Source organism: Pseudonocardia bannensis (genome assembly GCF_012911875.1).
In the GTDB taxonomy this organism is placed as follows: Bacteria; Actinomycetota; Actinomycetes; order Mycobacteriales; family Pseudonocardiaceae; genus Pseudonocardia; species Pseudonocardia bannensis.
Map to the genome: position 1 here is coordinate 1 of NZ_JAAXKZ010000075.1, position 21,692 is coordinate 21,692.

The 21,692-nt window shown below is 73.7% G+C and carries 24 protein-coding genes and 1 pseudogene; 12 read left to right on the top strand and 13 right to left on the bottom strand.

What is annotated here, in order from left to right; translation table 11 throughout:
• Together HF519_RS18855 and HF519_RS18860 are read right to left on the bottom strand one after the other, a co-directional pair.
• Positions 1 to 247 (bottom strand): annotated as a pseudogene (locus HF519_RS18855) (chromosome partitioning protein ParB); the annotation flags it as partial.
• A gap of 5 nt (positions 248 to 252) precedes the next feature.
• The gene (locus HF519_RS18860; protein WP_169414294.1) at positions 253 to 900 is read right to left on the bottom strand and encodes a metallophosphoesterase family protein; all 648 of its coding nucleotides are present in this window, start codon (positions 898 to 900) and stop codon (positions 253 to 255) included.
• Positions 901 to 969: 69 nt separating this feature from the next.
• Here HF519_RS18860 and HF519_RS18865 point away from each other — a divergent pair, with 69 nt between their 5' ends.
• Positions 970 to 1,794 (top strand): class I SAM-dependent methyltransferase, encoded by an 825-nt coding sequence (locus HF519_RS18865; RefSeq protein WP_312860201.1) that lies wholly within the window; start codon positions 970 to 972, stop codon positions 1,792 to 1,794.
• Between the two features lie 8 nt (positions 1,795 to 1,802).
• Here the strand turns inward: HF519_RS18865 and HF519_RS18870 are convergent, their stop codons facing one another.
• Both HF519_RS18870 and corA read right to left on the bottom strand, forming a co-directional pair.
• Positions 1,803 to 2,795, bottom strand: coding sequence for a DUF5914 domain-containing protein (locus HF519_RS18870; RefSeq protein WP_312860202.1), 993 nt, complete (start codon positions 2,793 to 2,795; stop codon positions 1,803 to 1,805).
• A 117-nt stretch (positions 2,796 to 2,912) separates the two neighbouring features.
• Positions 2,913 to 3,938, bottom strand: coding sequence for a magnesium/cobalt transporter CorA (corA, locus tag HF519_RS18875; RefSeq protein WP_169414321.1), 1,026 nt, complete (start codon positions 3,936 to 3,938; stop codon positions 2,913 to 2,915).
• Between the two features lie 352 nt (positions 3,939 to 4,290).
• Here corA and HF519_RS18880 point away from each other — a divergent pair, with 352 nt between their 5' ends.
• Complete coding sequence (locus HF519_RS18880; RefSeq protein ID WP_169414296.1) at positions 4,291 to 4,794, top strand: MaoC family dehydratase; 504 nt, start codon at positions 4,291 to 4,293, stop codon at positions 4,792 to 4,794.
• A gap of 89 nt (positions 4,795 to 4,883) precedes the next feature.
• Here the strand turns inward: HF519_RS18880 and HF519_RS18885 are convergent, their stop codons facing one another.
• On the bottom strand, positions 4,884 to 5,279 hold the full coding sequence (locus HF519_RS18885) for an NUDIX hydrolase (RefSeq protein ID WP_169414297.1): 396 nt from the start codon (positions 5,277 to 5,279) through the stop codon (positions 4,884 to 4,886).
• Between the two features lie 100 nt (positions 5,280 to 5,379).
• Between HF519_RS18885 and HF519_RS18890 the strand changes: the two genes are divergently transcribed.
• From HF519_RS18890 to HF519_RS18910, 5 genes are read left to right on the top strand one after another with little or no spacing between them, the layout of a single operon-like run.
• Positions 5,380 to 5,538 (top strand): hypothetical protein, encoded by a 159-nt coding sequence (locus HF519_RS18890; protein WP_169414298.1) that lies wholly within the window; start codon positions 5,380 to 5,382, stop codon positions 5,536 to 5,538.
• 4 nt (positions 5,539 to 5,542) lie between these two features.
• Entirely contained in the window at positions 5,543 to 6,079 is a 537-nt protein-coding gene (locus HF519_RS18895) for a PH domain-containing protein (protein ID WP_169414299.1), read from the top strand.
• A gap of 30 nt (positions 6,080 to 6,109) precedes the next feature.
• Positions 6,110 to 6,973: a PHP domain-containing protein gene (locus HF519_RS18900; RefSeq protein ID WP_169414300.1), complete on the top strand. Its 864-nt coding sequence runs from the start codon at positions 6,110 to 6,112 to the stop codon at positions 6,971 to 6,973.
• 59 nt (positions 6,974 to 7,032) lie between these two features.
• Positions 7,033 to 7,899, top strand: coding sequence for a RecB family exonuclease (locus tag HF519_RS18905; RefSeq protein ID WP_169414301.1), 867 nt, complete (start codon positions 7,033 to 7,035; stop codon positions 7,897 to 7,899).
• 11 nt (positions 7,900 to 7,910) lie between these two features.
• Positions 7,911 to 8,213, top strand: coding sequence for a hypothetical protein (locus HF519_RS18910; protein ID WP_169414302.1), 303 nt, complete (start codon positions 7,911 to 7,913; stop codon positions 8,211 to 8,213).
• On the opposite strand, the gene HF519_RS18915 is transcribed toward HF519_RS18910, so the two are convergent.
• The 3 genes from HF519_RS18915 to HF519_RS18925 all read right to left on the bottom strand — a co-directional run bounded on the left by HF519_RS18915 (position 8,176) and on the right by HF519_RS18925 (position 12,115).
• Positions 8,176 to 8,997 carry an oxygenase MpaB family protein gene (locus HF519_RS18915; RefSeq protein ID WP_169414303.1) on the bottom strand — a complete coding sequence of 274 codons (822 nt, stop codon included), beginning with the start codon at positions 8,995 to 8,997 and terminating at the stop codon, positions 8,176 to 8,178. The two genes, HF519_RS18910 and HF519_RS18915, sit on opposite strands and share 38 nt — an antisense overlap.
• A gap of 64 nt (positions 8,998 to 9,061) precedes the next feature.
• Positions 9,062 to 10,306 (bottom strand): Rv3212 family protein, encoded by a 1,245-nt coding sequence (locus HF519_RS18920; RefSeq protein WP_169414304.1) that lies wholly within the window; start codon positions 10,304 to 10,306, stop codon positions 9,062 to 9,064.
• A gap of 3 nt (positions 10,307 to 10,309) precedes the next feature.
• Positions 10,310 to 12,115 (bottom strand): DEAD/DEAH box helicase, encoded by a 1,806-nt coding sequence (locus HF519_RS18925; protein ID WP_169414305.1) that lies wholly within the window; start codon positions 12,113 to 12,115, stop codon positions 10,310 to 10,312.
• 265 nt (positions 12,116 to 12,380) lie between these two features.
• Between HF519_RS18925 and HF519_RS18930 the strand changes: the two genes are divergently transcribed.
• Positions 12,381 to 13,070, top strand: a complete 690-nt coding sequence (locus HF519_RS18930; protein WP_211170246.1) for a ferritin-like fold-containing protein — start codon at positions 12,381 to 12,383, stop codon at positions 13,068 to 13,070.
• A 109-nt stretch (positions 13,071 to 13,179) separates the two neighbouring features.
• On the top strand, positions 13,180 to 13,410 hold the full coding sequence (locus HF519_RS18935) for a DUF3107 domain-containing protein (protein WP_169414307.1): 231 nt from the start codon (positions 13,180 to 13,182) through the stop codon (positions 13,408 to 13,410).
• A 98-nt stretch (positions 13,411 to 13,508) separates the two neighbouring features.
• Here the strand turns inward: HF519_RS18935 and HF519_RS18940 are convergent, their stop codons facing one another.
• Positions 13,509 to 13,868, bottom strand: a complete 360-nt coding sequence (locus HF519_RS18940; protein WP_169414308.1) for a DUF4873 domain-containing protein — start codon at positions 13,866 to 13,868, stop codon at positions 13,509 to 13,511.
• On the bottom strand, positions 13,861 to 14,613 hold the full coding sequence (locus HF519_RS18945) for a TetR family transcriptional regulator (protein WP_312860203.1): 753 nt from the start codon (positions 14,611 to 14,613) through the stop codon (positions 13,861 to 13,863). The genes HF519_RS18940 and HF519_RS18945 overlap by 8 nt, the downstream gene beginning before the upstream one ends.
• A 55-nt stretch (positions 14,614 to 14,668) precedes the next feature.
• Here HF519_RS18945 and HF519_RS18950 point away from each other — a divergent pair, with 55 nt between their 5' ends.
• Genes HF519_RS18950 through HF519_RS18960 form a run of 3 tightly spaced genes read left to right on the top strand, consistent with a single transcriptional unit; the run spans position 14,669 to position 17,396 of the window.
• On the top strand, positions 14,669 to 15,571 hold the full coding sequence (locus HF519_RS18950) for an SDR family NAD(P)-dependent oxidoreductase (protein WP_169414309.1): 903 nt from the start codon (positions 14,669 to 14,671) through the stop codon (positions 15,569 to 15,571).
• On the top strand, positions 15,568 to 16,458 hold the full coding sequence (locus HF519_RS18955) for an AurF N-oxygenase family protein (protein ID WP_169414310.1): 891 nt from the start codon (positions 15,568 to 15,570) through the stop codon (positions 16,456 to 16,458). Before HF519_RS18950 ends, HF519_RS18955 begins: the two co-directional genes overlap by 4 nt.
• Positions 16,459 to 16,490: 32 nt before the next feature.
• Positions 16,491 to 17,396 carry an alpha/beta fold hydrolase gene (locus HF519_RS18960; RefSeq protein WP_169414311.1) on the top strand — a complete coding sequence of 302 codons (906 nt, stop codon included), beginning with the start codon at positions 16,491 to 16,493 and terminating at the stop codon, positions 17,394 to 17,396.
• Between the two features lie 92 nt (positions 17,397 to 17,488).
• On the opposite strand, the gene HF519_RS18965 is transcribed toward HF519_RS18960, so the two are convergent.
• The 3 genes from HF519_RS18965 to HF519_RS18975 form a co-directional block, all read right to left on the bottom strand.
• On the bottom strand, positions 17,489 to 18,112 hold the full coding sequence (locus tag HF519_RS18965; RefSeq protein ID WP_169414312.1) for a TetR/AcrR family transcriptional regulator: 624 nt from the start codon (positions 18,110 to 18,112) through the stop codon (positions 17,489 to 17,491).
• A 219-nt stretch (positions 18,113 to 18,331) separates the two neighbouring features.
• Positions 18,332 to 20,683: a heavy metal translocating P-type ATPase gene (locus HF519_RS18970; RefSeq protein WP_169414313.1), complete on the bottom strand. Its 2,352-nt coding sequence runs from the start codon at positions 20,681 to 20,683 to the stop codon at positions 18,332 to 18,334.
• Positions 20,683 to 21,612 carry a DUF8832 domain-containing protein gene (locus HF519_RS18975; protein WP_169414314.1) on the bottom strand — a complete coding sequence of 310 codons (930 nt, stop codon included), beginning with the start codon at positions 21,610 to 21,612 and terminating at the stop codon, positions 20,683 to 20,685. Before HF519_RS18975 ends, HF519_RS18970 begins: the two co-directional genes overlap by 1 nt.
• Positions 21,613 to 21,692: the final 80 nt, after the last annotated feature.

Consider the following 21,692-nt stretch of genomic DNA (forward strand, 5'->3'; position numbering starts at 1 on the left):
GGAAGTACCGGTCGAAGTCCCGGGTGCGATCGACGCTGCCGACGACCGAGTCGAGTGGGATGACCTGCAGCCCCAGCGGACGCTCGCCGGTGCGGCCCAGCGCGGCGACCACCTCGTCGAACGGGAGGATCTCCGAGACGTCGTCGGGTTCGCGACGCAGCCAGGCCGCCAGCCGGGACAGCACCTGACGGCGCCGGATGCGCAGGAAGTCGTACTCCGCGTCGGTCTGCGCGGACCCGGTGTCCATCGGCGTCAGACCTCCAGCACCCGGCGGCCCACGACGTTGACCACGCGGGTCCGTCCGAGGATGCGGTCGGGCACCCGATCACCGTAGGGGTGGATGTGCCCGTGCACGAGCAGCCGTGGCTGCAGCGCCGCGACCACGTCGTGCAGGCACTCGAACCCGTGGTGCGGTCCGTCCTCGCGGTCCCCGCAGCCGCGTGGCGGGGCGTGCGTGAGCAGCACGTCGACCCCGCGGCCGTCCCGGTGCTGCCGCCGGCGGGCCACCCGGACGAGCTTGCGGGCGCGTCGGGCCTGCTGGCGCTGTGTCCACTGGTTCGGGCCCGGCCGGTAGCGCACCGAACCGCCGAGCCCCGCGATGCGCAGCCCGGCGACGTCGACGATCCGCCCGTCCGCGTCCTCGTAGCCCGCGGGCCCGGGCCAGTCGCAGGGGTGGCCGGCGCGCAGCCACAACCCGCTCCGCCGGGTGAAGCCGGACAGGTCGGCGTCGTGATTTCCCGGGACGAGCACCCCCGGACGATCCACCCGGTCGGACAGCTCGGCCAGGTAGTCGAACGCCAGGTCACCTGCGGCGATGACCAGGTCGACACCGAACCGCCGGGCCGCGTCGGTGCGCAGCCCGGCCACCTCCTCGTCGCTGACCGCGAGAGCACGGACCATCGCCGCCAGGGTACGGGCGCGAGCGGCTCCCGCTTGGGCGGAACGCCCGAATGCGTCACGATGCGCATCGTGACGGGAACCGATTCGGGCCGGAAGCTGGGGCCGGTGAGCGTGCCCCGGGCCTTCGACGCGCACGCCCGCAGCTACGACCGGCTCGTGAACGCCAACCCCGGCTACCACGACCATCTCCGGATGTCCGCCCGGCGCATGGGCCTGAGCCGCGGGGCCGGCCTGCGGCTGCTCGACCTGGGCTGCGGCACCGGCGCCTCGACGGCCGCGCTGCTGGACGCGGTGCCGGGTGCCGAGGTCGTCGCGGTGGACGCGTCGGCGGAGATGCTGGCCCACGCACGACGGAAGAACTGGCCGCCCGGGGTGCGCTTCGTCCACTCCCGGCTCGAGGACCTGGCGACGGCCGGCGTCACGGGGCCCTTCGACGGGATCCTCGCCGCCTACCTGGTGCGCAATCTCGCGGACCGCGACGCCGGCCTGCGGCAGATCTACGCCCTGCTGCGCCCGGGTGCCCCGCTGGCGGTGCACGAGTACTCGGTGCGCGACTCGCTGCGCAGCCGGCTCGTGTGGACCTCGGTGGCCTGGGGCGTGATCATCCCGATGGGCCGGTTGCGCACCGGCTCGGCCGACCTCTACCGGTATCTGTGGCGCAGCGTGCTGGCCTTCGACGGGGTGAAGGCCTTCGCCGAGCGCATGACGGCCGCAGGGTTCACCGACGTCCGGACCCAGACCATGACCGGCTGGCAGACCCACATCGTGCACACGTTCCTGGGCCGTCGGCCCGCCGAGCCGGGCGGCAACGAGCCGGCGGACGTGGCCGTTCCGGAGGGCCTGGACCTGTCGGAGATCGACACGCCACCGGAGGGCACCCCGGCCGCCCGCTGAAGCCGGGGCTAGCGGGAGCGCAGTGCGTAGCGGCGCTCGGCGTAGGCGATGTCGTCGATCCACAGCCGCCGGGCGGTCGCACGGATGAGCGGGCGCAGCGCCCCGGCCACGCGCCGGACGTGGGCGAACCCCGGGCGCTCGGAGTGGGCGACCACGGCCTCGATCACCGCCGTGCGGGGTAGGCCGTCGGGCCCGGGGCGCAGGGGGGTCGCGTGGGTTTCCACGACGCTGCCGGTGCCCTCCCCGTCGACGATCTCCATCGTCACCGTCCGCGGGTCCGGGCAGCTGAACGCGGCGTGCACCGGGACCCCGAGCGTGGTCGAGACCCGGAACGTCACTTCGACGAGAAACCGGTCCTCGGCCGGTGGGCAGTCGACGGCCGGCGCGCTGAGCACCCGCAGCGCCGCGAACGAGTAGGGGTGGAACCAGGCGCCGTGCCAGGGGTCGAGACGGTTGGCCACCACGTCCTCGGGCTCGCAGCGCCCGATCACCGTGGCCACCGTGGCGATGCTGTGCGCGGGATCGGGGCGCGGGCCGAGGACCGGGGTCTCGGTCGGTGCCTCGTCCGGGCCGTCGGCGTCGTCGAGGCGCACCCAGGCCAGCACGCCGTCGTCGTGCGCGGGCAGGGTCCGCCAGCCCGGCCGGCCCCCGGGTCCGAGGGCGAGCCCGTGCCAGCGGCACACCAGGTTGCCGTCGTGCACCGGGGCGTCGCACAGCGCGGCCCCGAGGTGCGGGCAGGCACCCGGCCCCACGTGCAGCGCGCCGGAGTCGTCGCGCCAGGCCACCAGCTCGCGACCGGCCGCCACCCGGCCGAAGGCGCGGCCGGGACGGATCTCCCGGCTCCCGGCGAGGACGAACCAGCCCCCCGACGGGCGTGCGGCGGACCGGCCGACGGCGGCGGCGATGAGCCGGGGCTGCGCGTCCGCCCAGGTCGGTGCCTGCTCGGCCCAGGAGGCGGTGCGCAACCGCCGCAGCGGGTTTCGCGGCAGTTGTCGCTTCACGTGGCCGAATCTAGGACCCGCGCGGGGAACCGGCGACCGGACCGCCGCCGCGACGCCGCCCACGAGGGCAGCACCGACGCCGGCGGTGCCGGCGCCGTCGACTCCGCGCGATGCGGCCTAGAGCCAGTTGTTCTTGCGGAAGTTGCGGTAGAGGGTCCCGCAGATGACCGCGATGAGGACCAGCACCATCGGGTAGCCGAAGTCCCAGTGCAGCTCGGGCATGACGTCGAAGTTCATCCCGTAGATGCCCGCGATCATGGTCGGGACCGAGATCAGGCCGGCGTACGCGGTGATCTTCCGCATGTCGTTGTTCTGCCGCATGCTGACCTTGGTGAGCACCGCGTCGACCAGCGTGGTGAGCAGCTCGTTGAAGCCGGCCACCCGCTCGGTGACGGTGACCAGGTGGTCGTCGACGTCGCGGAAGTACGAGCGCACCTCGTGCGGCACCAGCGAGCTGTAGCCCTCGGTCAGCTTGCGCAGCGGCGCGACCAGCGGTGTCACCGCGCGGCGCAGCTCCAGCACCTCGCGCTTCATCACGTAGATCTGCTCGGCGTCCATCGTGGAACGCGGGGTGAACACCTCGGCCTCGATCTCGTCGATGTCGTCCTCGATCGACTCGGTGACCTCGAGGTAGTTGTCCACCACCCGGTCGGCGACGGCGTGCAGCACCGCGGCCGGACCGAGCGCGAGCTGATCGGCGTCGGCCTCCAGCCTCCGGCGCACGTCCTGCAGGCCGGAGTGGTTGCCGTGCCGGACGGTCACCACGAAGTCGCGGCCGAGGAAGACCATGACCTCGCCGGTCTCGACGATCTCGTTCGCCGTCGTCGGCTCCGCGTGGCCGACGTAACAGACCGTCTTGAGGACCATGAACAGCGTGTCGTCGTAGCGCTCCAGCTTGGGTCGCTGGTGGGCGTGCACGGCATCCTCGACGGCCAGTTCGTGCAGCCCGAACGTGTCGGCGATACCGGTGATCTGCTCGTCGGTGGGCTCGTGCAGCCCGATCCAGACGAAGCCCTCGCCCCGGCGGCGCACCTCCGCGATCGCGCCCTCGTGCGTCCAGCGACCGGGGAGCCGGGTTCCGCCGACGTAGACCGCGCAGTCGACCACGTACGCCGACAGCGGCACCGGCGGCAGCTTCGGCATCGGGACCGGCGGCCGGCCGTGGCGGCGGGCTCGGGTGCCCGCGGCGCGGATGGCGGGCCGGATCAAGGACAGCTGCGGCACGATGAGCCTCCTGGCGGGGGAACGGGACGCGGGAGCCGATGGTGCGAACGGGGCTCTGCGAGGACGATTCGCGCAACGCGTCCCTGCCGGGCTCACCCAGCCGTCAACCGGCCGGCTGTGCCCCCGGGGCGGGGACGCGGCAGGTACTGCAACCGGGTGCTGTGTGCACCGCGCCCACCCCCTCAGCTGTGATCGAGGCATCCGGCCGCGAGCCGGAGCGCAAGCTAGATTACCCGTCCGACAGTGGTCATCGGTGATGGAGGCGTGAACGTTGCAGTTCGGTCGGTATTACGAGGAGTTCGAGGTCGGGGCGGTCTACAAGCACTGGCCGGGCAAAACGGTCACCGAGTACGACGACCATCTGTTCTGCCTGCTGACGATGAACCACCATCCGCTGCACATGGATGCCCACTACGCCGAGGAGACGACCGACTTCAAGCGCAACGTCGTCGTCGGCAACTACGTCTACTCGCTGCTGCTGGGCATGTCGGTGCCGGACGTGTCCGGCAAGGCGATCGCGAACCTCGAGATCGAGTCGCTCCGGCACACGAAGCCGACCTTCCACGGTGACACCATCTACGGCGAGACCGAGGTGCTGGACAAGACGCCGTCGAAGTCCAAGGACGACCGCGGGATCGTCTACGTCGAGACCCGCGGGTACAAGCAGGACGGCACCGTCGTGTGCACGTTCCGGCGCAAGGTGATGGTGCCGAAGTTCTCCTACGGTGAGGCCCGGGGCGGCGAGCAGCCGGGACGTCCCGTGCCCCAGGCCTGAGCTCCGTCCGCCGCGGCTCTCGTGTTGCTCCCGGCGCTCCACCGGCGCGCCGGGACCATCACGAGTGGCCGGGCCGGTTCAGCGCACGGTCAGCGGGGCAGCGCGTCCCATTCGGTGAGCATCTCCAGCAGCCCGTCGACGAGCGGCAGCTGCGCCAGCGCCGGCGCGTCGACCCAGCGCGCGTCCGCCGCGTCGTCGCCCGCCCGCAGCTCGCCCCCGACCGGTTCGCAGCGGTAGTCGGCGATCACATAGGGGCCGCGCACGACGCGGCCGAGCAGCGGGCCCGGCCGCACGACCAGCCCGGTCTCCTCGGCCAGCTCGCGGACGAGCGCCTGCTCGTCGGTCTCCCCGGGCTCGACACGGCCGCCCGGCACGGACCACAGCCCCCGACCAGGGTCGTTCGCCCGCCGCACCATCAGCAGCCGGCCTCCGACATCCACGACAATTCCCCCCACACAGGGGACAAGTCGGCTACCCTCAGTCATCGCACGGAACGGTACGCTCCCCACGTGCCGGTACCCGAGGCACCGTGGGTCCGGTAAGAATGATCAAGAAGTTGTCCCTCGTGCCTGAACGGTGGTCGCGGTGAACCTGAAGAAGATTCTGACGCTGCTCGGAGTCGCTCTTGTGGTGTTCTTCATCGTCACCCAACCCGCCGGTGCAGCCGGCTCGATCCAGAACATCGGCAACATCCTCTACAACGCCGCCCAGTCGGTGACCACCTTCTTCACCCAGCTCTTCTAGCCCCGTGCTGGCTCCCCGCGAGATCGACGAGTACCTGCTCCCGACCGAACGCCGGGTGATCCGGGTGCGCCAGCACTGGGCGGTCATGGGCAAGCACATCCTGCAGACCCTGCTGTTCCTGCTGCTCATGGTGGTCCTGCAGAGCTACCTGCCGTCGAGCGCGATCGTCGACAACCTGACCTTCTACCTGGCGCTGGTGGCCGTCATCCGGTTCACGGTGATCACCATCCTGTGGTGGATCGAGCGCATCGTGATCACCGACAAGCGGGTCATGCTCGCTCAGGGGATCATCGTGCACAACGTGGGCATGATGCCGCTGGGCAAGGTCACCGACCTCACCTTCCAGCGCACGCTCGGCGGCCGGATGTTCGGCTACGGCACGCTGGTCGTCGAGTCCGCGGGTCAGATCCAGGCGCTCAACCGGATCGACTACATGCCTCGCCCCGAGGAGATCTACGAGGCGCTCTCCGAGCTGGTGTTCGGTGAGAAGGGCAAGACGCGGGCCACCGGCATGCTGTCGCGGCCGCGCTGGCGTCGGTGAGCCGCACGGCCGCGGGATAGCTTGACGGACGTGGCCCGCATCGACCTGCACACCCATTCCACCGCATCGGACGGCACCGACACCCCCGAAGAGCTGGTTGCGACCGCGGCCACCGCCGGGGTCGACGTCGTCGCCCTGACCGATCACGACACCACCGGCGGCTGGGATCGTGCCGCCGCCGTCCTGCCCGCGGGCATGCGGCTGGTGCGGGGTGCGGAGTTCTCCTGCGTCAGTGACGACGGCCGGGGCGGTCGCGTGTCGGTGCACCTGCTGGGCTACCTCTTCGACCCCGCGCACGAGGCCGTCGTGGCGGAGCAGCGCCGGCTGCGCGCCGAGCGCGTCGAACGGCTGCACCGGATGACGGCGCTGATGGCCGCCGACGGCCATCCGGTCGACGCGGAGACGGTGTTCGCGCTGCTGCCCGAGGGGGCGAGTGCGGGGCGGCCCCACCTGGCCCGGGCGCTGATGGCGGCGGGCGTGGTGGAGTCGGTCAACGAGGCCTTCGCGAAGCTGCTCTACACCGGCAGCCCGTACTACGTGCCCAAGTCCGACACCCCGGTGCAGCGGGCCGTCGAGATGGTGCGCGAGGCCGGTGGTGTGGCGGTCTTCGCGCACCCGCTCGCACGTCGCCGCGGCCGGGTCGTCGAACCGTCGGTGATCGCGGACCTGGCCGCGGTGGGGCTGGCCGGTGTCGAGGTGGACCATCCCGACCACGCACCGGAGGACCGGGAACTGCTGCGCGGGCTGGCCGGTGAGCTGGGCCTGGTGACCACCGGCTCCAGCGACTACCACGGCACGAACAAGACGACGCCGATCGCTGCGGAGACCACGGATCCCGACGCGTTCGAGGAACTGATGGGTAAGGCGACGGGCGTCGAGGTGCTCACCGGCTGACGGGCGCGCCGTCCCCCGCCGGTGCACGGCGGAGCGTGGGGGCTGGCTACGGTGTCGGCGTGCAGTACGGGGACGGCGGTCAGCTCGGGCTCGACTTCGGCGCCGACTTCGCCACCCGGCCCCTCGTCCGGGTCACCCCGGCGCGGCTGGCCACGTGGTCGGCGTGCCCCCGTCGCTACCGCATGACCTACCTGGACCGGCCGGCACCGGTCCGCGGCGGTGCATGGGCGCACAACAGCCTGGGTGCCGTGGTGCACCTGGCGCTGCGCTCGCTCTTCGAGCTGGTCGGGCCGGCGCGGACTCCGCAGGCCGCGGCCGCGCTCGTCGACCGGCACTGGAGTGGCGAGGGCTTCCGGGACCGGGAGCAGGCGGCGGTCTACCGGGAGCGGGCCCGAGGCTGGCTCGCCGACTACGCGGCCGACCTCGGTGACGACCTCGCGGACGCGCAGCCGATCGGCCTGGAGCGCTGGGTGTCGGCACCGGTCGGAGCGATCGTGGCCGAGGGGCGTGTCGACCGGATCGACGCCCGGGGCGGGGAGCTGGTGATCGTCGACTACAAGACCGGACGGCATCTGCTCGACGTCGACGACGCCCGGGACTCCCAGGCCCTGGCGCTCTACGCCCTCGCCGCGCAGCGCGCCCTGCACCGGCCCTGCACCCAGGTGGAGCTGCACCATCTGCCGACCGGCCGGGTGCTGGCCTGGCAGCACGACGACGCCTCGCTGCGCGCGCACCTGGAGCGCGCCGAGACGACGGCGGCGCAGGCCGACGACGCCGCGCAGGCGCTGGCCCGGGGCGGCGACCCCGAGGAGCTGTTCCCGCCGCGGCCCTCCCCGCGCTGCGTGATGTGCGACCTGCGGCGGCACTGTCCCGAGGGCAGGGCCGCCGGCCCGGCCGCCGAGCCGTGGGCGTTCCTCGCCCCGTGAGCCGCCGCCCCGTGAGCCCCGCGCCGGCCCGCTCCCGGCACCGACCGCCCCGCGCGTTGCGGGGGGTGTCGGGGGTGCTGGCCGGCGGCCTCGTCGCGCTCGCCCTGGTGCTCCTGGCGGGCTGGCTGGTCACCACGCGCACCGGTTCGCCCGGCCCCGGTACCGGGATTCTGATCGGGCACGGGCTGGCCGCGGTGGTGGCCGTCGCGGCTCAGTTGGTGGCCGACCGCCGCAGTGGCCGGCCGGGCGCCCTCGCCGCGCTCGCGGTGGTGTCGATCAGCGCGGCGGTGCTGGCCGTCTACTGGCTCGTCTGACGGCCAGCAGCGCGAGCCGCAGGCCACGCAGCGCCGCGGTGGTGGTCGCGTCCGAGACGGGGGCGAGCACCGCGGGCGGCACGGGCACACCGTAGAGCCGCCGCGCCCACGGTGGCAGCAGCGAGAACGCCACCGCGGCCACCACGGTCCACGCGGGCCGGGCCGGGGTGAACAGCTCGACCGCGGTCGGTAGCGGGGGAGCGAGCAGCCGCAGCGCCGCCCGCCGTGCCACCGGGCTCGCCACCAGCTCCGGCCGGACGGCCTCGAAGTACGCCTCGACCTCGGCCGCGCTCGAGGGCAGGTCGGTGGCCCCCAGCAGAGCACCGGCGCGGACCTGCTCGGCGAGGAACGTGTCGAGGCCCGCGTCGTCGATCAGACCGAGACGGTGCACGGCCCGGCCGAACGAGCTCACCTCGGTGACGTGCACCCAGCGCAGCAGGTCGGGGTCCTCGGCGGCGTAGCTGCGCCCGGAGACGGGATCGACGCCGCGGACGTGCCGGTGCACCGCGCGTACCCGGGCCACGGCCGCGTCGGCCTGGGCGGTGTCGGCGAAGGCCAGCGTCGTGACGTACTCGGCGGTGCGCCGCAGCCGTGGCCAGAAGTCGTTCGGGAAGCTGGAGTGCTGGTCCACCCCGGCCATCGCGCGGGGGTGCAGCGCCTGCAGGAACAGCGCGGAGATGCCGCCGACGAGCGCGGCGGGGTCGCCGATCACCCGACGGCTGACACTGCCCGGTGGGAAATAGCCGCCGGTGCCGACGGAGTCCGTGATCATCGCCTGGGCCACGGGTTCAGGATGGCGCAGAACCGCGGGTGCGGCGCGCCGAGCGGCCGCCGCCGGCGCCGTCCGATCAGGGCAGGGGGCGCAGGGCCACCAGTTCGGTGCCCCGCTGCTCCAGGAGCACCGGACCCTGGGTCGCCAGCGCCACAGGGCCGGTCCACCCGCCACGGTCGAGCGGGATCGTGCGCAGCGCGACGCCCCGGTCGGGATCGACCTCCAGCAGACCGTCGGGCACCGGCAGCAGCAACCGTCCGGCGTAGTCGGCGCCGGGGCCGAGCGTGCGCCCGAGCGTCCAGAGCGGGGCGAGATCGGTGCGGTCCAGGGCCACCGTGCGGGAACCGGTCCACCAGTAGATCCGGCGGCCGTCGGTCGCGGTGCGTGGCACCCCGTCGGGAGGCGCGGCGAGGTCGGCGTCCGGGACGTCGAGCGGGATGAGGGACACCTGCGACCCCGCAGTGTCGAGGATCTGCAGCCGGGGCGGGCCGGGCAGGGCCACCAGCGCGCGGTCGGCCGAGACCGCGAGCAGTTGCGCGCCGGAGGTGGACAGCGGCACGGAGAAGTGCTCCCGGGGCTCGCTCGCGTCCCCGGCGCCGTCGGGTTCGAGGACCGTGAGCCGGTCGGTGCTGTCGGTGGGACACCGCTCAAGGACCGCGAGCCGGCCGATGGTCATCGCGAACGAGCTGTAGGCGCACCCGGGGCGGGGCTGGCGGCCCGCCTGCTCAGGGGCGCGGATCTCGCCGTACTCGAGGGTCTTCACCAGGTCGGACCGGAACACCTCGAGGTAGTCGGTGCCGGTCATGACGACGAGCGTTCCGTTGGTCAGGAACCGGGTGCCCGGACGGGCGTCCGGGTTGCGCTGCGCAGCGCGCTCTCCGGTCGTGGCGTCGAGCGCGGTGAGCTGGCTGCAGTAGTCGTCGTCGCGGTAGAGCGCCAGCGCGCGCCCGAAGCCCTCGCCGACCGTGCACAGCGGCAGGTCACGCGTGTAGCTCCAGCGCGGCCGGCCGGTCTCGGCGTCCCGCCCGACGACGGCCGACCCGTCGCCGGTGACCACACCCGGGCCGGCGACCACCGGTACGGGTGTCGAGTCGCTGGCGGCCCGCCACGCCTCGGTGAACCGTCCGGGCACCACCGCCGGGGCGGCCGGTGCGCCGGCACCGGCCGTCCCGGGGTCGACGGTGATCGACTCGGTGTTCGCCGCCGCGCTCTGCCGCCAGTACAGCGCCGCGGTGGCGACGAGGGCGACGACCAGGGTGACGGCTGCGACCAGGTCGCCGCGGCGGCGTCGTTCCGGCGGAACGGAGTGCGGGCGGAGCACCGATCAGCTGGCGGCTGCGTCCGTCGCGGAGTTCTCCGAGCCGGAGTCCGCGGACGCCTCGGCGCCGTCCCCACCGCTGCGACGCGAGCCGCCACGGCGCCGGCGGCGACGGGGCTTGGTCTCCTCGCCCGCAGCGTCGGGGCCGGTCGTGGGAGCGGACCCGGTGCCGGACCCGGCCTCGGACCCGGCGGTGGCGTCGCCCCGGGCGGCCACGGCCACGCCACCGCGGCTGCGGGTGCGCTGCCGGGTCCGGCGCGGACGCCGCTCATCGGTGCCGCCCTCGGTGCCGCGCCCGCTCCGCTCGCGGCGCTTGCGCGGGCCACCGTGGTCGCCCTCGACGTCGACGTACTCGGCGTCCAGGCCGGCGCGGGTGCGCTTCGACAGCGGAAGCCGGCCGCTGGAGTCGGTCGGGATGTCGAGGTCGGTGTACAGGTGGTCGGACGTGGAGTAGGTCTCGACCGGCTCGTCGATGCCCAGGCCGAGCTCGTCGCTGACCGTCTTCCAGCGCGGGATCTCGTCCCAGTCGACCAGCGTGACCGCGACGCCCTCCTTGCCGGCGCGGCCGGTGCGGCCGATGCGGTGCACGTAGGTCTTGGCGTCCTCGGGGCACTGGTAGTTGACGACGTGCGTGACGTCGGTGACGTCGATGCCACGGGCCGCGACGTCGGTGGCCACCAGCACGTCGACCTTGCCGGAGCGGAACGCGCGCAGCGCCTGCTCGCGGGCGCCCTGGCCGAGGTCACCGTGCACGGCGGCGGCGGCGAACCCGCGCTCGGCGAGGTCGTCGGCGACGCGCTGCACGGTCCGCTTGGTCCGCGCGAAGATCATGGTCAGGCCGCGGCCCCGGGCCTGGAGCACGCGGGCCAGCACCTCGACCTTGTCCATCGCGTGCGCGCGGTAGACCAGCTGCCGGGTGCGCTCGTGGATGGAGCCCTGGTCGGCCTCCTCCGCCCGGATGTGCGTCGGGCGGTTCAGGAACGCCCGCGACAGCTGGATGATCGGGCCGGGCATGGTGGCCGAGAACAGCATCGTGTGGCGCTCTTCGGGCAGCATCCGGAGGATGCGCTCGACATCGGGAAGGAAGCCCAGGTCGAGCATCTCGTCGGCCTCGTCGAGCACCAGGGCCTGCACGCGGCCCAGCACCAGGTGGCGCTGCTCGGCGAGGTCGAGCAGGCGGCCCGGGGTGCCGACGACGACGTCGACCCCCTTGCGCAGCGCGGCGAGCTGCGGTTCGTAGGCCCGGCCGCCGTAGATCGCGACGACCCGCGCGCCGAGGTGCTTACCGGCGTCGGCGATGTCCTTCGCGACCTGCACGCAGAGCTCGCGGGTGGGGACCACGACCAGCGCCTGCGGGACGTCCTTGCTGCGGTCGGCGGTCTCCCCGACGGCGTCGGCGGCGGCCCGCTCGGACGGCGGGGTCAGCCGCTGCAGCAGCGGCACCCCGAAGCCCAGCGTCTTGCCGGTGCCGGTGCGGGCCTGGCCGATGACGTCCTCGCCGGCCAGCGCCAGCGGCAGGGTGAGCTCCTGGATCGCGAAGGTGCGCTCGATGCCGGCCTCGGCCAGCGCGCGGACGATCTCGGGGCGGACGCCGAGCTCGGCGAAGGTGGGGGAGTCCGGGGTCACCGGTGCGCCGGCCTGCAGGGGGTGGGCGTCCTCGAGGCCGTAGCCGGCACCGGTCGTCTCGGGGGAGCCGGGGGCCTGCTCGGTGGAATCCGCGGGATCGTTGTTCTCGGGCTGGGTGTCGTTCTGTACGGACAGGATGATCGCCTCTCTCCGCGCACAGGAGCCCGGGATCGGCTCGTCGACCACCGGCGTTCGACACGCTCGGGCGGGAGAGCCGACAAGGCGCTGCACGCACCAGGTCGTTGCGGGTCGGCTCCGTGAATGGTCGAGCCGGCTCCGCCGGTAGTGGGCGCGCGCCACGGATCATGCTCGAAGGCGCTGCGCTGAGTCACATGGTACCCGCTCCGGGTGCTCGACGGGGAGTCCGGCCGCGTCGATGGGTCGGGTGACGTGCGCCGCTGCCCGGTCCGCCCTGGCGGCGGCGGCCGATCCGGACACTAGGCTCGCCGCCATGGTGGGTAACGCGGGTGTCGGAGGGGACGTCGCCGATGCTGCGGCCGAGGTGCCGGCTCGGGCGACGATCGATCTGCTCGGGGTGCTCGCCTACGGCGAGCTGTCGGCGTTCGACCGGCTGGCGGAGGACGCCCGCACCGCGCCCACGCTGAGCGGGCGGGCGCAGCTTTCGGCCATGGCCGCCGCGGAGATCGGGCACTTCCGGCTGCTGGAGGACCACCTCCGGGGACTCGGGGTGTCGGTGGAGGAGGCGATGGCGCCGTTCGTCGGGCCGTTGGACTCCTACCACGCCTCGACGGCGCCGCGTAGCTGGCTCGAGTCGCTGGTCAAGGCCTATGTGGGCGACGGGCTCGCAGCCGACTTCTACCGCGAGATCGCGGGCTGGGTGGACGAGTCCACGGGCGAGCTGGTGCGTCAGGTCCTGGCCGACACCGGGCACAGTGCGTTCGCCGAGCGTGAGGTCCGGGCCGCCTGCACGGCGAACCGGCAGGTCCGCGACCGGCTCGCGCTGTGGGGCCGGCGGCTCCTGGGGGAGGCCGTCACCCAGGCTCAGCACATCGTGGCCGAACGCGACGAGCTGGCGGAGTTCATCGTGCGCGGATCCGGTGACCTGACGGGCATCGCCACGCTGATCAAGCGACTGCAGTCCAACCACGGCAAGCGGATGGCGAGCCTCGGGCTGGCCTGAGGCCGGGCCCCGTTCGCGTTCGGCGGACGCCCTGGCGGCGCCCCCGCCGCTCCGGCTGGACTAGCCTGGCGTCTGTCCGTCACACACATTTCGTGACCAGGAGGTCCCGGTGGAGGTCAAGATCGGCATCGCGGAGAGCCCGCGGGAGCTCGTGGTGTCCAGCGACCAGACGCCGGACGAGGTCGAGGCGCTGGTGCGCGACGCGCTGAAGTCCGACGACGGCCTGCTGAGCCTGACCGACGACAAGGGGCGCCGCTACGTGGTGCCCTCCGCCCGCATCTCCTACATCGAGATCGCGCCCGCCGACGTTCGCAAGGTCGGCTTCGCGATCGGTTCCTGACCCGGGTTCTCGATCTCGCGGCCTCGAGGCCCGGCCGGCGGATGCCGGCCGGGCCTTCACCGTGTCCGGGTCTCGGTCGTCCGGCCGCCCCAGCCGTCTCAGTCGTCGTCGAGGGGCGGGTCGTCCTGGGCGAAGGGCGGGGTGCCCACGCCGGTGACCCGGTAGCGCCCCCACGGGTCGACGTCGCCGATGCGCGCGTCCGCCCGGCCCGTCGGCGTGCGCAGCTGCACCGCCGAGGTCCGCCCACCGCCGGTGCTGAGCAGGTCGGCGAGCTGCTGCTCGGCCTCGACCCGGCCGAACCAGTGGATCCGCCCGTCATGCGGCTCGTGGCGGGCGTCGAGCCGGACCCGGACCGCCACCTCCCGGCCGTCGACGGTCAGTGTGGCCGGGCCGGTGTAGCCCTCCTCGTGATCATGACCGTGTTCGTGCCCGTGGTCGGTTCCGTGCTGGTCAGCCATGGTCGGTCTCCCGTGCTCGCGCCGCGTCGCCGGCGGTCTGGTCGGAGGTGGGGCCGGGCGTGGGGATGAGCCGGAGCGGTCCTCCGGGCGCCTGCCCGGGCTGTCCCGTGCCGGTGCCGCCGAGCGCCCCGGCCACGCCGCCCCAGATCAGGGTCGTCAGGTAGTCGGTGAGCGCGGTGCGGGTCATCGTCCGCCGCTCCAGCCACCAGTCCCCGGCACTCTGCACCATGCCCACGAGGCCGTGCGCCCAGGCCTCGGCACCGCCGGAGTCCAGCCCCGCGGCGCGTAGTCGCTCGCCGAGCAGGGTCGCGAGCAGCCGGGCGATCTGCTCCCGGGCGTCGTCGACCACCTCGGCCCCCGCGCCGCGCTCGGCCGGGTTGTGCACCACGAACCGCCACAGCTCCGGCTCGTCCTCGATCCCGGCGAGGAACGCGTCGATCATCGCCCGGATGTGGTCGGCGGGTTCGCGGTCCTCGAGCAGCACGGGGGCGATGCGCGCCATCAGCAGTCCGGCGGCCTCCTCGCCGACGGCCCGCTGCAGGTCCGCGCGGTCGGTGAAGTGCCGGTAGAGCACCGGCTTGGTGATGCCGGCCTCGGCGGCCATGTCCGCGACCGAGACCCCCGGGCCGTGCCGGCGGATGGCCCCCATCGCGGCGGCGACCATCTCCGCGCGCCGTTCGGCGCGCCGCACCTCCCGGGCGGTCTTGGCGGCGCTCCGCTTGACAGGTGGCGTGTCGTAGGGCACGTTACCAGTGGTAACAGTTACCGCCGGTAACAGCAAGCTTCGAGAGGGGCCGACGATGACCCAGGGCAGCTCGATCGCCGGGAGTCGGGTGTTGATCACCGGCGCAGCCGGCGGTTTCGGAGCGCCGACCGCGACCCGGCTGCGTGAGCAGGGCGCCCGCGTGGTGGGCCTGGACCGGGTCGCGGGGGAACACGTGATCGCCTGCGACATCACCGACGAAGCGGCCGTCGACGCCGCCGTCACCGAGGCCGTCGAGCGGCTCGGCGGGCTGGACGCGGTCGTGCACTACGCGGGCATCGGCACCCCCAACGACGCCGGCGGCCCGCTGCGCCCCGATGCCTTCAAGGTCATCGACGTCAACCTGCTCGGCGCCTGGCGGGTCACCGCCGCCGCGCTCCCCGCGCTGCAGGCCTCGCGAGCCGGGCGTGGCGCGAGGGGCCGGGTCGTCTTCGTCTCCAGCGAACTCGCCTACGTGACGCTGCCGTTCGTCTCGGCCTACAGCGTGGCCAAGCGCGGGATGACCGCCTACGCCGACGCGCTGCGCCTGGAGTACGGCACCGAGTTGCACGTCAGCACGGTCTACCCCGGTTACGTGCGGACTCCCATCCACGACGCGGGCCGCGAGGTCGGCCTGGCGCTGGAGGGTCAGGTCCGCCGCGAGGAGGTCGACGACATCGTCGGCACCGTGCTGCGCGTGCTCGCGGCCCCGAAGCCGCCGCGCGACACCGCGGGGACCCGCGCCGGGCAGATCGAGCTGTGGGCCGGGCGGCACCTGCCGGGGCTCGTCGCCGCCGGCGTCGTCCGCCGGCTGCGCAAGCAGGCCGCGAGCGGGCACTTCGACGGCTCACCGATCGCCGCCGGGCTCGTCGGCCGGCTCACCGGTCGCAGCGTCGCCGCCGTCGCCCCCGCCGCCACCGGCCAGAAGACCACCCCTGCTACGGAGAGGAGCGCGTCGTGAGTGTCAAGGCCGTCAACGACCGGGAGGCCACCGCCGAGCGGCTGCTGCGCTCGTCGCTGGACCACTCCTACGAGCCCAGCATCGACATCGACTGGGACGCCCCGCTGACCGACGGTTGGGGCCTCCCCCCGGAGCGGTCCTCGCTCTACGGCACCGAGCTGTGGGACCAGCTCACCGAGGAGCAGCGCCGCACGCTGACGATCCACGAGACGTGCAGCATCGCCCGTATCGGGCTGTGGTTCGAGATGATCCTCATGCAGATGCTGCTGCGCTACGCCTACGACCGCGACCCGCGCCGTCGGCACATCCAGTACGCGCTGGTCGAGATCGCCGACGAGTGCCGACACTCGATCATGTTCGCGAAGATGACCGAGCGGTACGGGGTGCCGGACTACGCGCCGCGCCGGATCACCCACGAGCTGGGCCGGCTGTTCAAGACCATCGGCTACGGGCCCGCGATGTTCGCCGGGACGCTGTTCGTCGAGGAGATCCTCGACCAACTGCAGCGCGAGTCGATGCGCGACGAGCGCGTCCAGCCGCTGACCCGCATGGTCAACAAGATCCACGTGACCGAGGAGGCCCGGCACGTCCGCTACGCCCGCGAGGAGCTCATGCGGATCATGCCGAAGACCAACGCGGCGCAGCGCACGATCGCGCGCTACCTCTCCGGCCGGATCGCCTACGTCGTGGCCCGCAACCTCGTCCACCCCGAGGTCTACCGCAGCGTCGGCATCGACCCGAAGGTCGGGCGTAAGGCCGCGCTGACCAACCCGAACTACCAGGAGACGCTGCGCTGGTCGGCCCGCAAGCTGGTGCCGTTCCTGCGGGAGCAGGGCATCATCGGCGGGCCCAGCGAGATCTTCTGGCGCAAGGCCCATCTCGCGTGAGGCCTGTTCGCAGGGCCGAACCGCCAGCTCTGATGGCGGTCCCGGACGAAGGGGTCCGAGTCGCCGGCGGGGTCCGGCTGCACGTCGAGGTCGACGGCCCCGCTGACGCCCCGGTCACGGTGCTGCTCGCCCACGGCTGGACGCTCGACGCGCGCAGCTGGGGTCCCGTCGCGGCGCGCCTGACCTCCGGCGGCGCGGGGCCGCGGGTGATCCGTTACGACCACCGCGGCCACGGCCGTTCGGACGCCGTGGACCCCGACTCGATGACGCTGGAGCAGTTGGCCGACGACCTCGCCGAGCTGATCGAGAAGGTCGCCCCGGAGGGTCCGCTGGTGCTCGGCGGGCACTCCATGGGCGGCATGACGCTCATGGCGCTGGCCGAGCGGCACCCGGACCTGGTGTGCCGCCGCGCCGCCGGGGTGGCGCTGGTGGCCACTGCCAGCGGCGGGACCACCGAGGGGTTCCTCGGCCTGGCGCCGAGGCCGCTGGCCGCGGTGCAGCGGGGGGAGGCACGGCTCTACGGATCCCGCTGGTGGGCGCGTCGCGAGCTGCTCAGCCGGCGGCCGGGGCTGCTCCATCCCGGGATGCGCTGGCTGCTGCTCGGGCCGCGCCCGGACCGGGAGGCGCTGCGCATCACGGCGCAGTGCATCGCGGGCTGCCGGCCGGCGACGCTGTCCGGGTTCCGCCCGACGCTGGAGGCGCACGAGCGGGACGCCGTGCTGGCCGTCTTCGCCGAGATCCCGACGACGGTGCTGGCGGGCTCGCGGGACCGGCTGACCCCGGTGCGGGCGTCCCGGCGCATCGCCGCGGCGTTGCCCACCGCCTCGTTGACGATCTTTCCGGAGGCCGGCCACATGCTCCCCGTGGAGCGGCCGGCCGGGGTGGCGGCGCGGATCGCCGCGCTGGCCCACAACGCCGCTGTGGGCGCCACCCGCTGACCTGCGCCCGTCCACCGCTGTTCACCGGTGATCAGCAGCCTCGCCGCTGTGCCCCCGCCCGGGAACCGACGACGAGGCTGCTGATCGCCGGATCAGTCGTGGATGAGCGGGAAGCCCGCGAGGCCGCGCCAGGCCAGGGCGGACATCAGGCCGACGGCCTCGTCGCGGGGGACCGACTGGTCGGAGTCCAACCAGTACTGGGCAGCCACCTGGCTCAGCCCCACCAGTCCGACCGCGAGGAGCCGGGCGCGCGCCGCGTCGAGCCCGGCGTCCTTGGTCACGACCTCGGCGACGGCGTCGATGCACTTGGTCAGCGCGCCGTCAACGACGGCGGCGGCCTCCGGCTCGCTGCGCAGGTCGGACTCGAACACCAGCCGGTAGGCGTGCCCTTCGCCAGCGACGAAGTCGAAGTAGGCCGCGACGGCGGCGTTCACCCGTTCCCGGTTGTCATCGGTGCGGCTGATCGCGGTCTGCACCCGGCCGACCAGCTCGTCGGCGTAGGTCGTCAGCAGCGCCTGGTAGAGCTCCAGCTTGCCCGGAAAGTGCTGGTAGAGCACCGGTTTGCTGACACCGGCCTTCTCGGCGATGTCGTCCATCGCCGCCGCGTGGTAGCCCTGCGCCGCGAACACATCGCGAGCTGCGACCAGCAATTGCGCCCGCCGTGCGCTGCGGGAGAGCCGTGCGCCCCGTTGGACCGGGGCTGTGGTCTCAGTCATCCCGCCTCCTGAACGTGCATCGTGCGTCGGCATACCCTACCCGCGAGTAGCCCTTTCGGGCAGTCGAAGCCCGAGTCGGGCGCGGATTCACCGCGATGCACGTATGGACCGGCACCGGATCGTCATCGGATTCCCGCGACCCCGCCCTCGGGATCACCGCGACTCGCGGGCGGGATCACCGCGACTCGCGGGCGGGATCAGCGCGACTCGCGGGCGGGATCACCGCGACTCGCGGACAGCGCTGCGGAAGCGGCGCAGCCGCAGGCTGTTCGTCACCACGAACACCGAGCTGAACGCCATCGCGGCGCCCGCGATCATCGGGTTCAACATCCCGGCGGCGGCCAGCGGCAGCGCGGCCACGTTGTAGGCGAACGCCCAGAACAGGTTGCCCCTGATCGTGGTCAGGGTGCGCCGCGCGAGGCGGATCGCATCGACCGTCGCGAGCAGGTCGCCGCGGACCAGCGTCAGGTCGCTCGCCTCGATGGCGACGTCGGTGCCGGTTCCCATGGCGAGGCCGAGGTCGGCGGTGGCCAGGGCGGCGGCGTCGTTGACCCCGTCGCCGACCATCGCGACGACCCGTCCCTCGCTCCGCAGCCGCTGCACCACCGCGACCTTGTCCTCGGGCAGCACGTCGGCGATGATCGCGTCCGGCCCGATCCCGATCCGGGCGCCGACCGCGCGGGCTGCAGCCTGGTTGTCGCCGGTCAACAGCATCGGGGTGAGCCCCAGCTCGCGCAGCCGGCGGACGGCCTCGGCGCTCGTCGGCCTGATCGCGTCGGCCACCACGAGGACGGCGCGGGCGACGCCGTCCCAGCTGACCACGATGGCGGTCCGGCCGTCGCGCTCGGCCTGCTCCCGGGCGGTCACCAGCGAGGGGGGCAGCTCGATCCCGTGCTCGGCCAGGAGCGCGGGCCGCCCGACGAGCACGGCGTGCGCGATGACGGTGCCGTTCTGCGGGCTGTTCTCCGGCCCGTCCACCACGTCGGTGACCACGCCCTGCACCCCGAGTCCGGCGTGGTTGCCGAACTCCGCGACGCCCGGCAGCTCACCGAGCTTCGCGGTGGCCGCCGCGACGATCGCTCGGGCGATCGGGTGCTCCGAGCCGTGCTCCACCGCGCCGGCCAGCCGCAGTGCCTCGTCGGCGTCGACCCCGTCGGCCGGGTGCACCCCGAGCAGTTCCATCGCACCGGTCGTCACCGTGCCGGTCTTGTCGAGCACGACGGTGTCGATGCGCCGGGTCGACTCCAGCACCTCCGGGCCCTTGATCAGCACGCCCAGCTGCGCACCGCGCCCGGTGCCGACGATCAGCGCGGTCGGCGTGGCCAGCCCGAGCGCGCACGGGCACGCGATGATCAGCACGGCCACCGCCGCGGTGAACGCGGCCGCCGCGCCGCCGCCGGAGCCGAGCCAGAAGCCGAGGGTCCCCACGGCGAGGGCGATGACGATCGGGACGAACACCGCGGAGACCCGGTCGGCCAGCCGCTGCACGGCGGCCTTGCCGCCCTGCGCGTCCTCGACGAGCTGGGCCATCCGGGCGAGCTGGGTGTCGGCGCCGACGCGCGTCGCCCGCACGACGAGCCGCCCGCCCGCGTTGACGCAGCCGCCGACCACCGCGTCGCCCGGCCCGACCTCGGCGGGCACCGACTCACCCGTGATCATCGAGACGTCGACCGCGGACGTACCGGTCTCGACGACGCCGTCGGTGGCGATCTTCTCTCCGGGCCGGACGACGAACCGGTCGCCCACGGCCAGCGACTCGACCGGGACCCGGGTCTCGGCCCCCTCGCGCAGCACCGCCACGTCCTTGGCGCCCAGCTCCAGCAGCGCCCGCAGCGCAGCGCCCGCCGCACGCTTGGACCGGGCCTCGAAGTACCGCCCGACCAGGATGAACAACGTCACCCCGGCCGCGACCTCGAGATAGATGTTGCCGGCGCCGTCCGCGGACGACGCCTTGAACGTGAACGGGTGCACCATGCCGGGGACGCCCGCGGTGCCGAACAGCAGCGCGTACAGCGACCAGGCCAGCGCCGCGAGGGTGCCCATCGAGACGAGCGTGTCCATCGTCGCCGCGCCGTGGCGCAGGTTCGTCCACGTGGCGCGGTGGAACGGCCACGCCCCCCAGACGACGACGGGCGCGGCCAGCGTCAGCGAGATCCACTGCCAGTAGGTGAACTGCAACGACGGGACCATCGCCATCGCGATCACCGGCGCGGCGAGCACCGCGCTGACGATCACCCGGCGGCGCAGTGGGCCGACCGGGTCGTCCGGCTCGGCGGGCGCGCCCGCGGGTTCACCGGGCTCGGGCGGTGGTGCGGGCAGTTCGGCGGTGTAGCCGGCGGCCTCGACCTGCGCGACGAGCACTGCCGGGTCCAGGTCGTGCGGGACGCTGACCCGCGCCTTCTCGGTGGCGTAGTTGACCGAGGCGCTGACCCCGTCCAGCTTGTTGAGCTTGCGCTCGACCCGGTTCGCGCAGGACGCGCAGGTCATCCCGCCGATCAGCAGCTCCAGCCGTCGCTCGGGCGGGGTCGCCGGGGTGACCGCCGTGGTCTGCGCCGGGGTCGAGGCGCTCATCACTGCTTCCCTTCCGGGGCCGACACGGTGAACTCGGCCGTGTGGACGATGCCGCCGTGCTGGAAGTCCAGGAAGAGCCGGTAGCCCCCGGCGGACGGGATCTCCGCGGTGAACGCGATCCCCGGCCCCGACCGGTCGGTGGGCGCCGGCATCGCGGCGTCGGGGTGCACGTGCAGGTAGGCCAGGTCCCCCTGGCGCAGCGCGACCAGGTGCCCGAACGCGCCGAGGTGGGGCTCGAGGTCGGTCACCGGCGCACCGCCGCGGCTGATCGTGGCGAACACCCGCGCGGGGCCGCCCGTGGTGAGCAGGCCGTCGAGCCGGACCTGGTAACCGTCGACCTCCGCGACCCGCGAGGGCGCGTGCGTGAACGGGACGAAGCCGCCGGGGACGAACAGGTCGGTGCCCAACGTGAGGGCCGGGCCGCCGGTCGGGACGAAGTCGGCGTACGCGCGCCACACGCCGCCGCCCGGCAGCGTGAGCGGGGTGCGCCAGACCCCGTCGGGCCCGAGGGCGGGGTGCAGGTGCTGGAAGCCGGCCGCGTCGCGGCGGATCACCACCAGGTGCAGCCGCTTGTCGTGCTCGACGTCGAACGCGGTCACCGGGGCGCCGTCGGAACCGGTGATGCGGAAGGCGAACTCGGCGGTCCGGCCGACCTCGAAGGACGTGTTCTCCGGGACGAAGGTGTACCCGGCCTGGGTGGACGCCAGGCCGAGCGACGGCTCGGAGCCTGCACCGTGGTCGTGGGCGTGACCGTCGGCGGCGGTCCCGCCGGGGGAGGCGGTCCCGTGGCCGTGGGCGGCCGCGCCCCCGGTTCCGGCCGCCGCGGTGGGCGCGACCGCGGGGCCGACCGCCGAGCCGATGCCCCACGCGGTGCCGAACACCAGGGCGAGCGCCGCCGCGTACCCGGTCAGCCGGATCGCCGTGTTCATCGCACGGTCCCCTTCTCGCGTCGCAGACCTCACCCGGTTCAACGCGCCTGGTCGTACTTCCTGACCCTGGCGGCCCGGGG

Excerpts from the sequence above, each read along its gene's own strand:
- HF519_RS18965 (WP_169414312.1), bottom strand. The coding sequence starts at position 18,112 with ATGACTGAGACCACAGCCCCGGTCCAACGGGGCGCACGGCTCTCCCGC.
- HF519_RS18885 (WP_169414297.1), bottom strand. The coding sequence starts at position 5,279 with ATGACTGAGGGTAGCCGACTTGTCCCCTGTGTGGGGGGAATTGTCGTG.
- HF519_RS18960 (WP_169414311.1), top strand. The coding sequence starts at position 16,491 with ATGGCGGTCCCGGACGAAGGGGTCCGAGTCGCCGGCGGGGTCCGGCTG.
- HF519_RS18975 (WP_169414314.1), bottom strand. The coding sequence starts at position 21,612 with ATGAACACGGCGATCCGGCTGACCGGGTACGCGGCGGCGCTCGCCCTG.
- corA (WP_169414321.1), bottom strand. The coding sequence starts at position 3,938 with ATGCCGAAGCTGCCGCCGGTGCCGCTGTCGGCGTACGTGGTCGACTGC.
- HF519_RS18930 (WP_211170246.1), top strand. The coding sequence starts at position 12,381 with ATGGTGGGTAACGCGGGTGTCGGAGGGGACGTCGCCGATGCTGCGGCC.
- HF519_RS18940 (WP_169414308.1), bottom strand. The coding sequence starts at position 13,868 with ATGGCTGACCAGCACGGAACCGACCACGGGCACGAACACGGTCATGAT.
- HF519_RS18970 (WP_169414313.1), bottom strand. The coding sequence starts at position 20,683 with ATGAGCGCCTCGACCCCGGCGCAGACCACGGCGGTCACCCCGGCGACC.
- HF519_RS18950 (WP_169414309.1), top strand. The coding sequence starts at position 14,669 with ATGACCCAGGGCAGCTCGATCGCCGGGAGTCGGGTGTTGATCACCGGC.
- HF519_RS18860 (WP_169414294.1), bottom strand. The coding sequence starts at position 900 with ATGGTCCGTGCTCTCGCGGTCAGCGACGAGGAGGTGGCCGGGCTGCGC.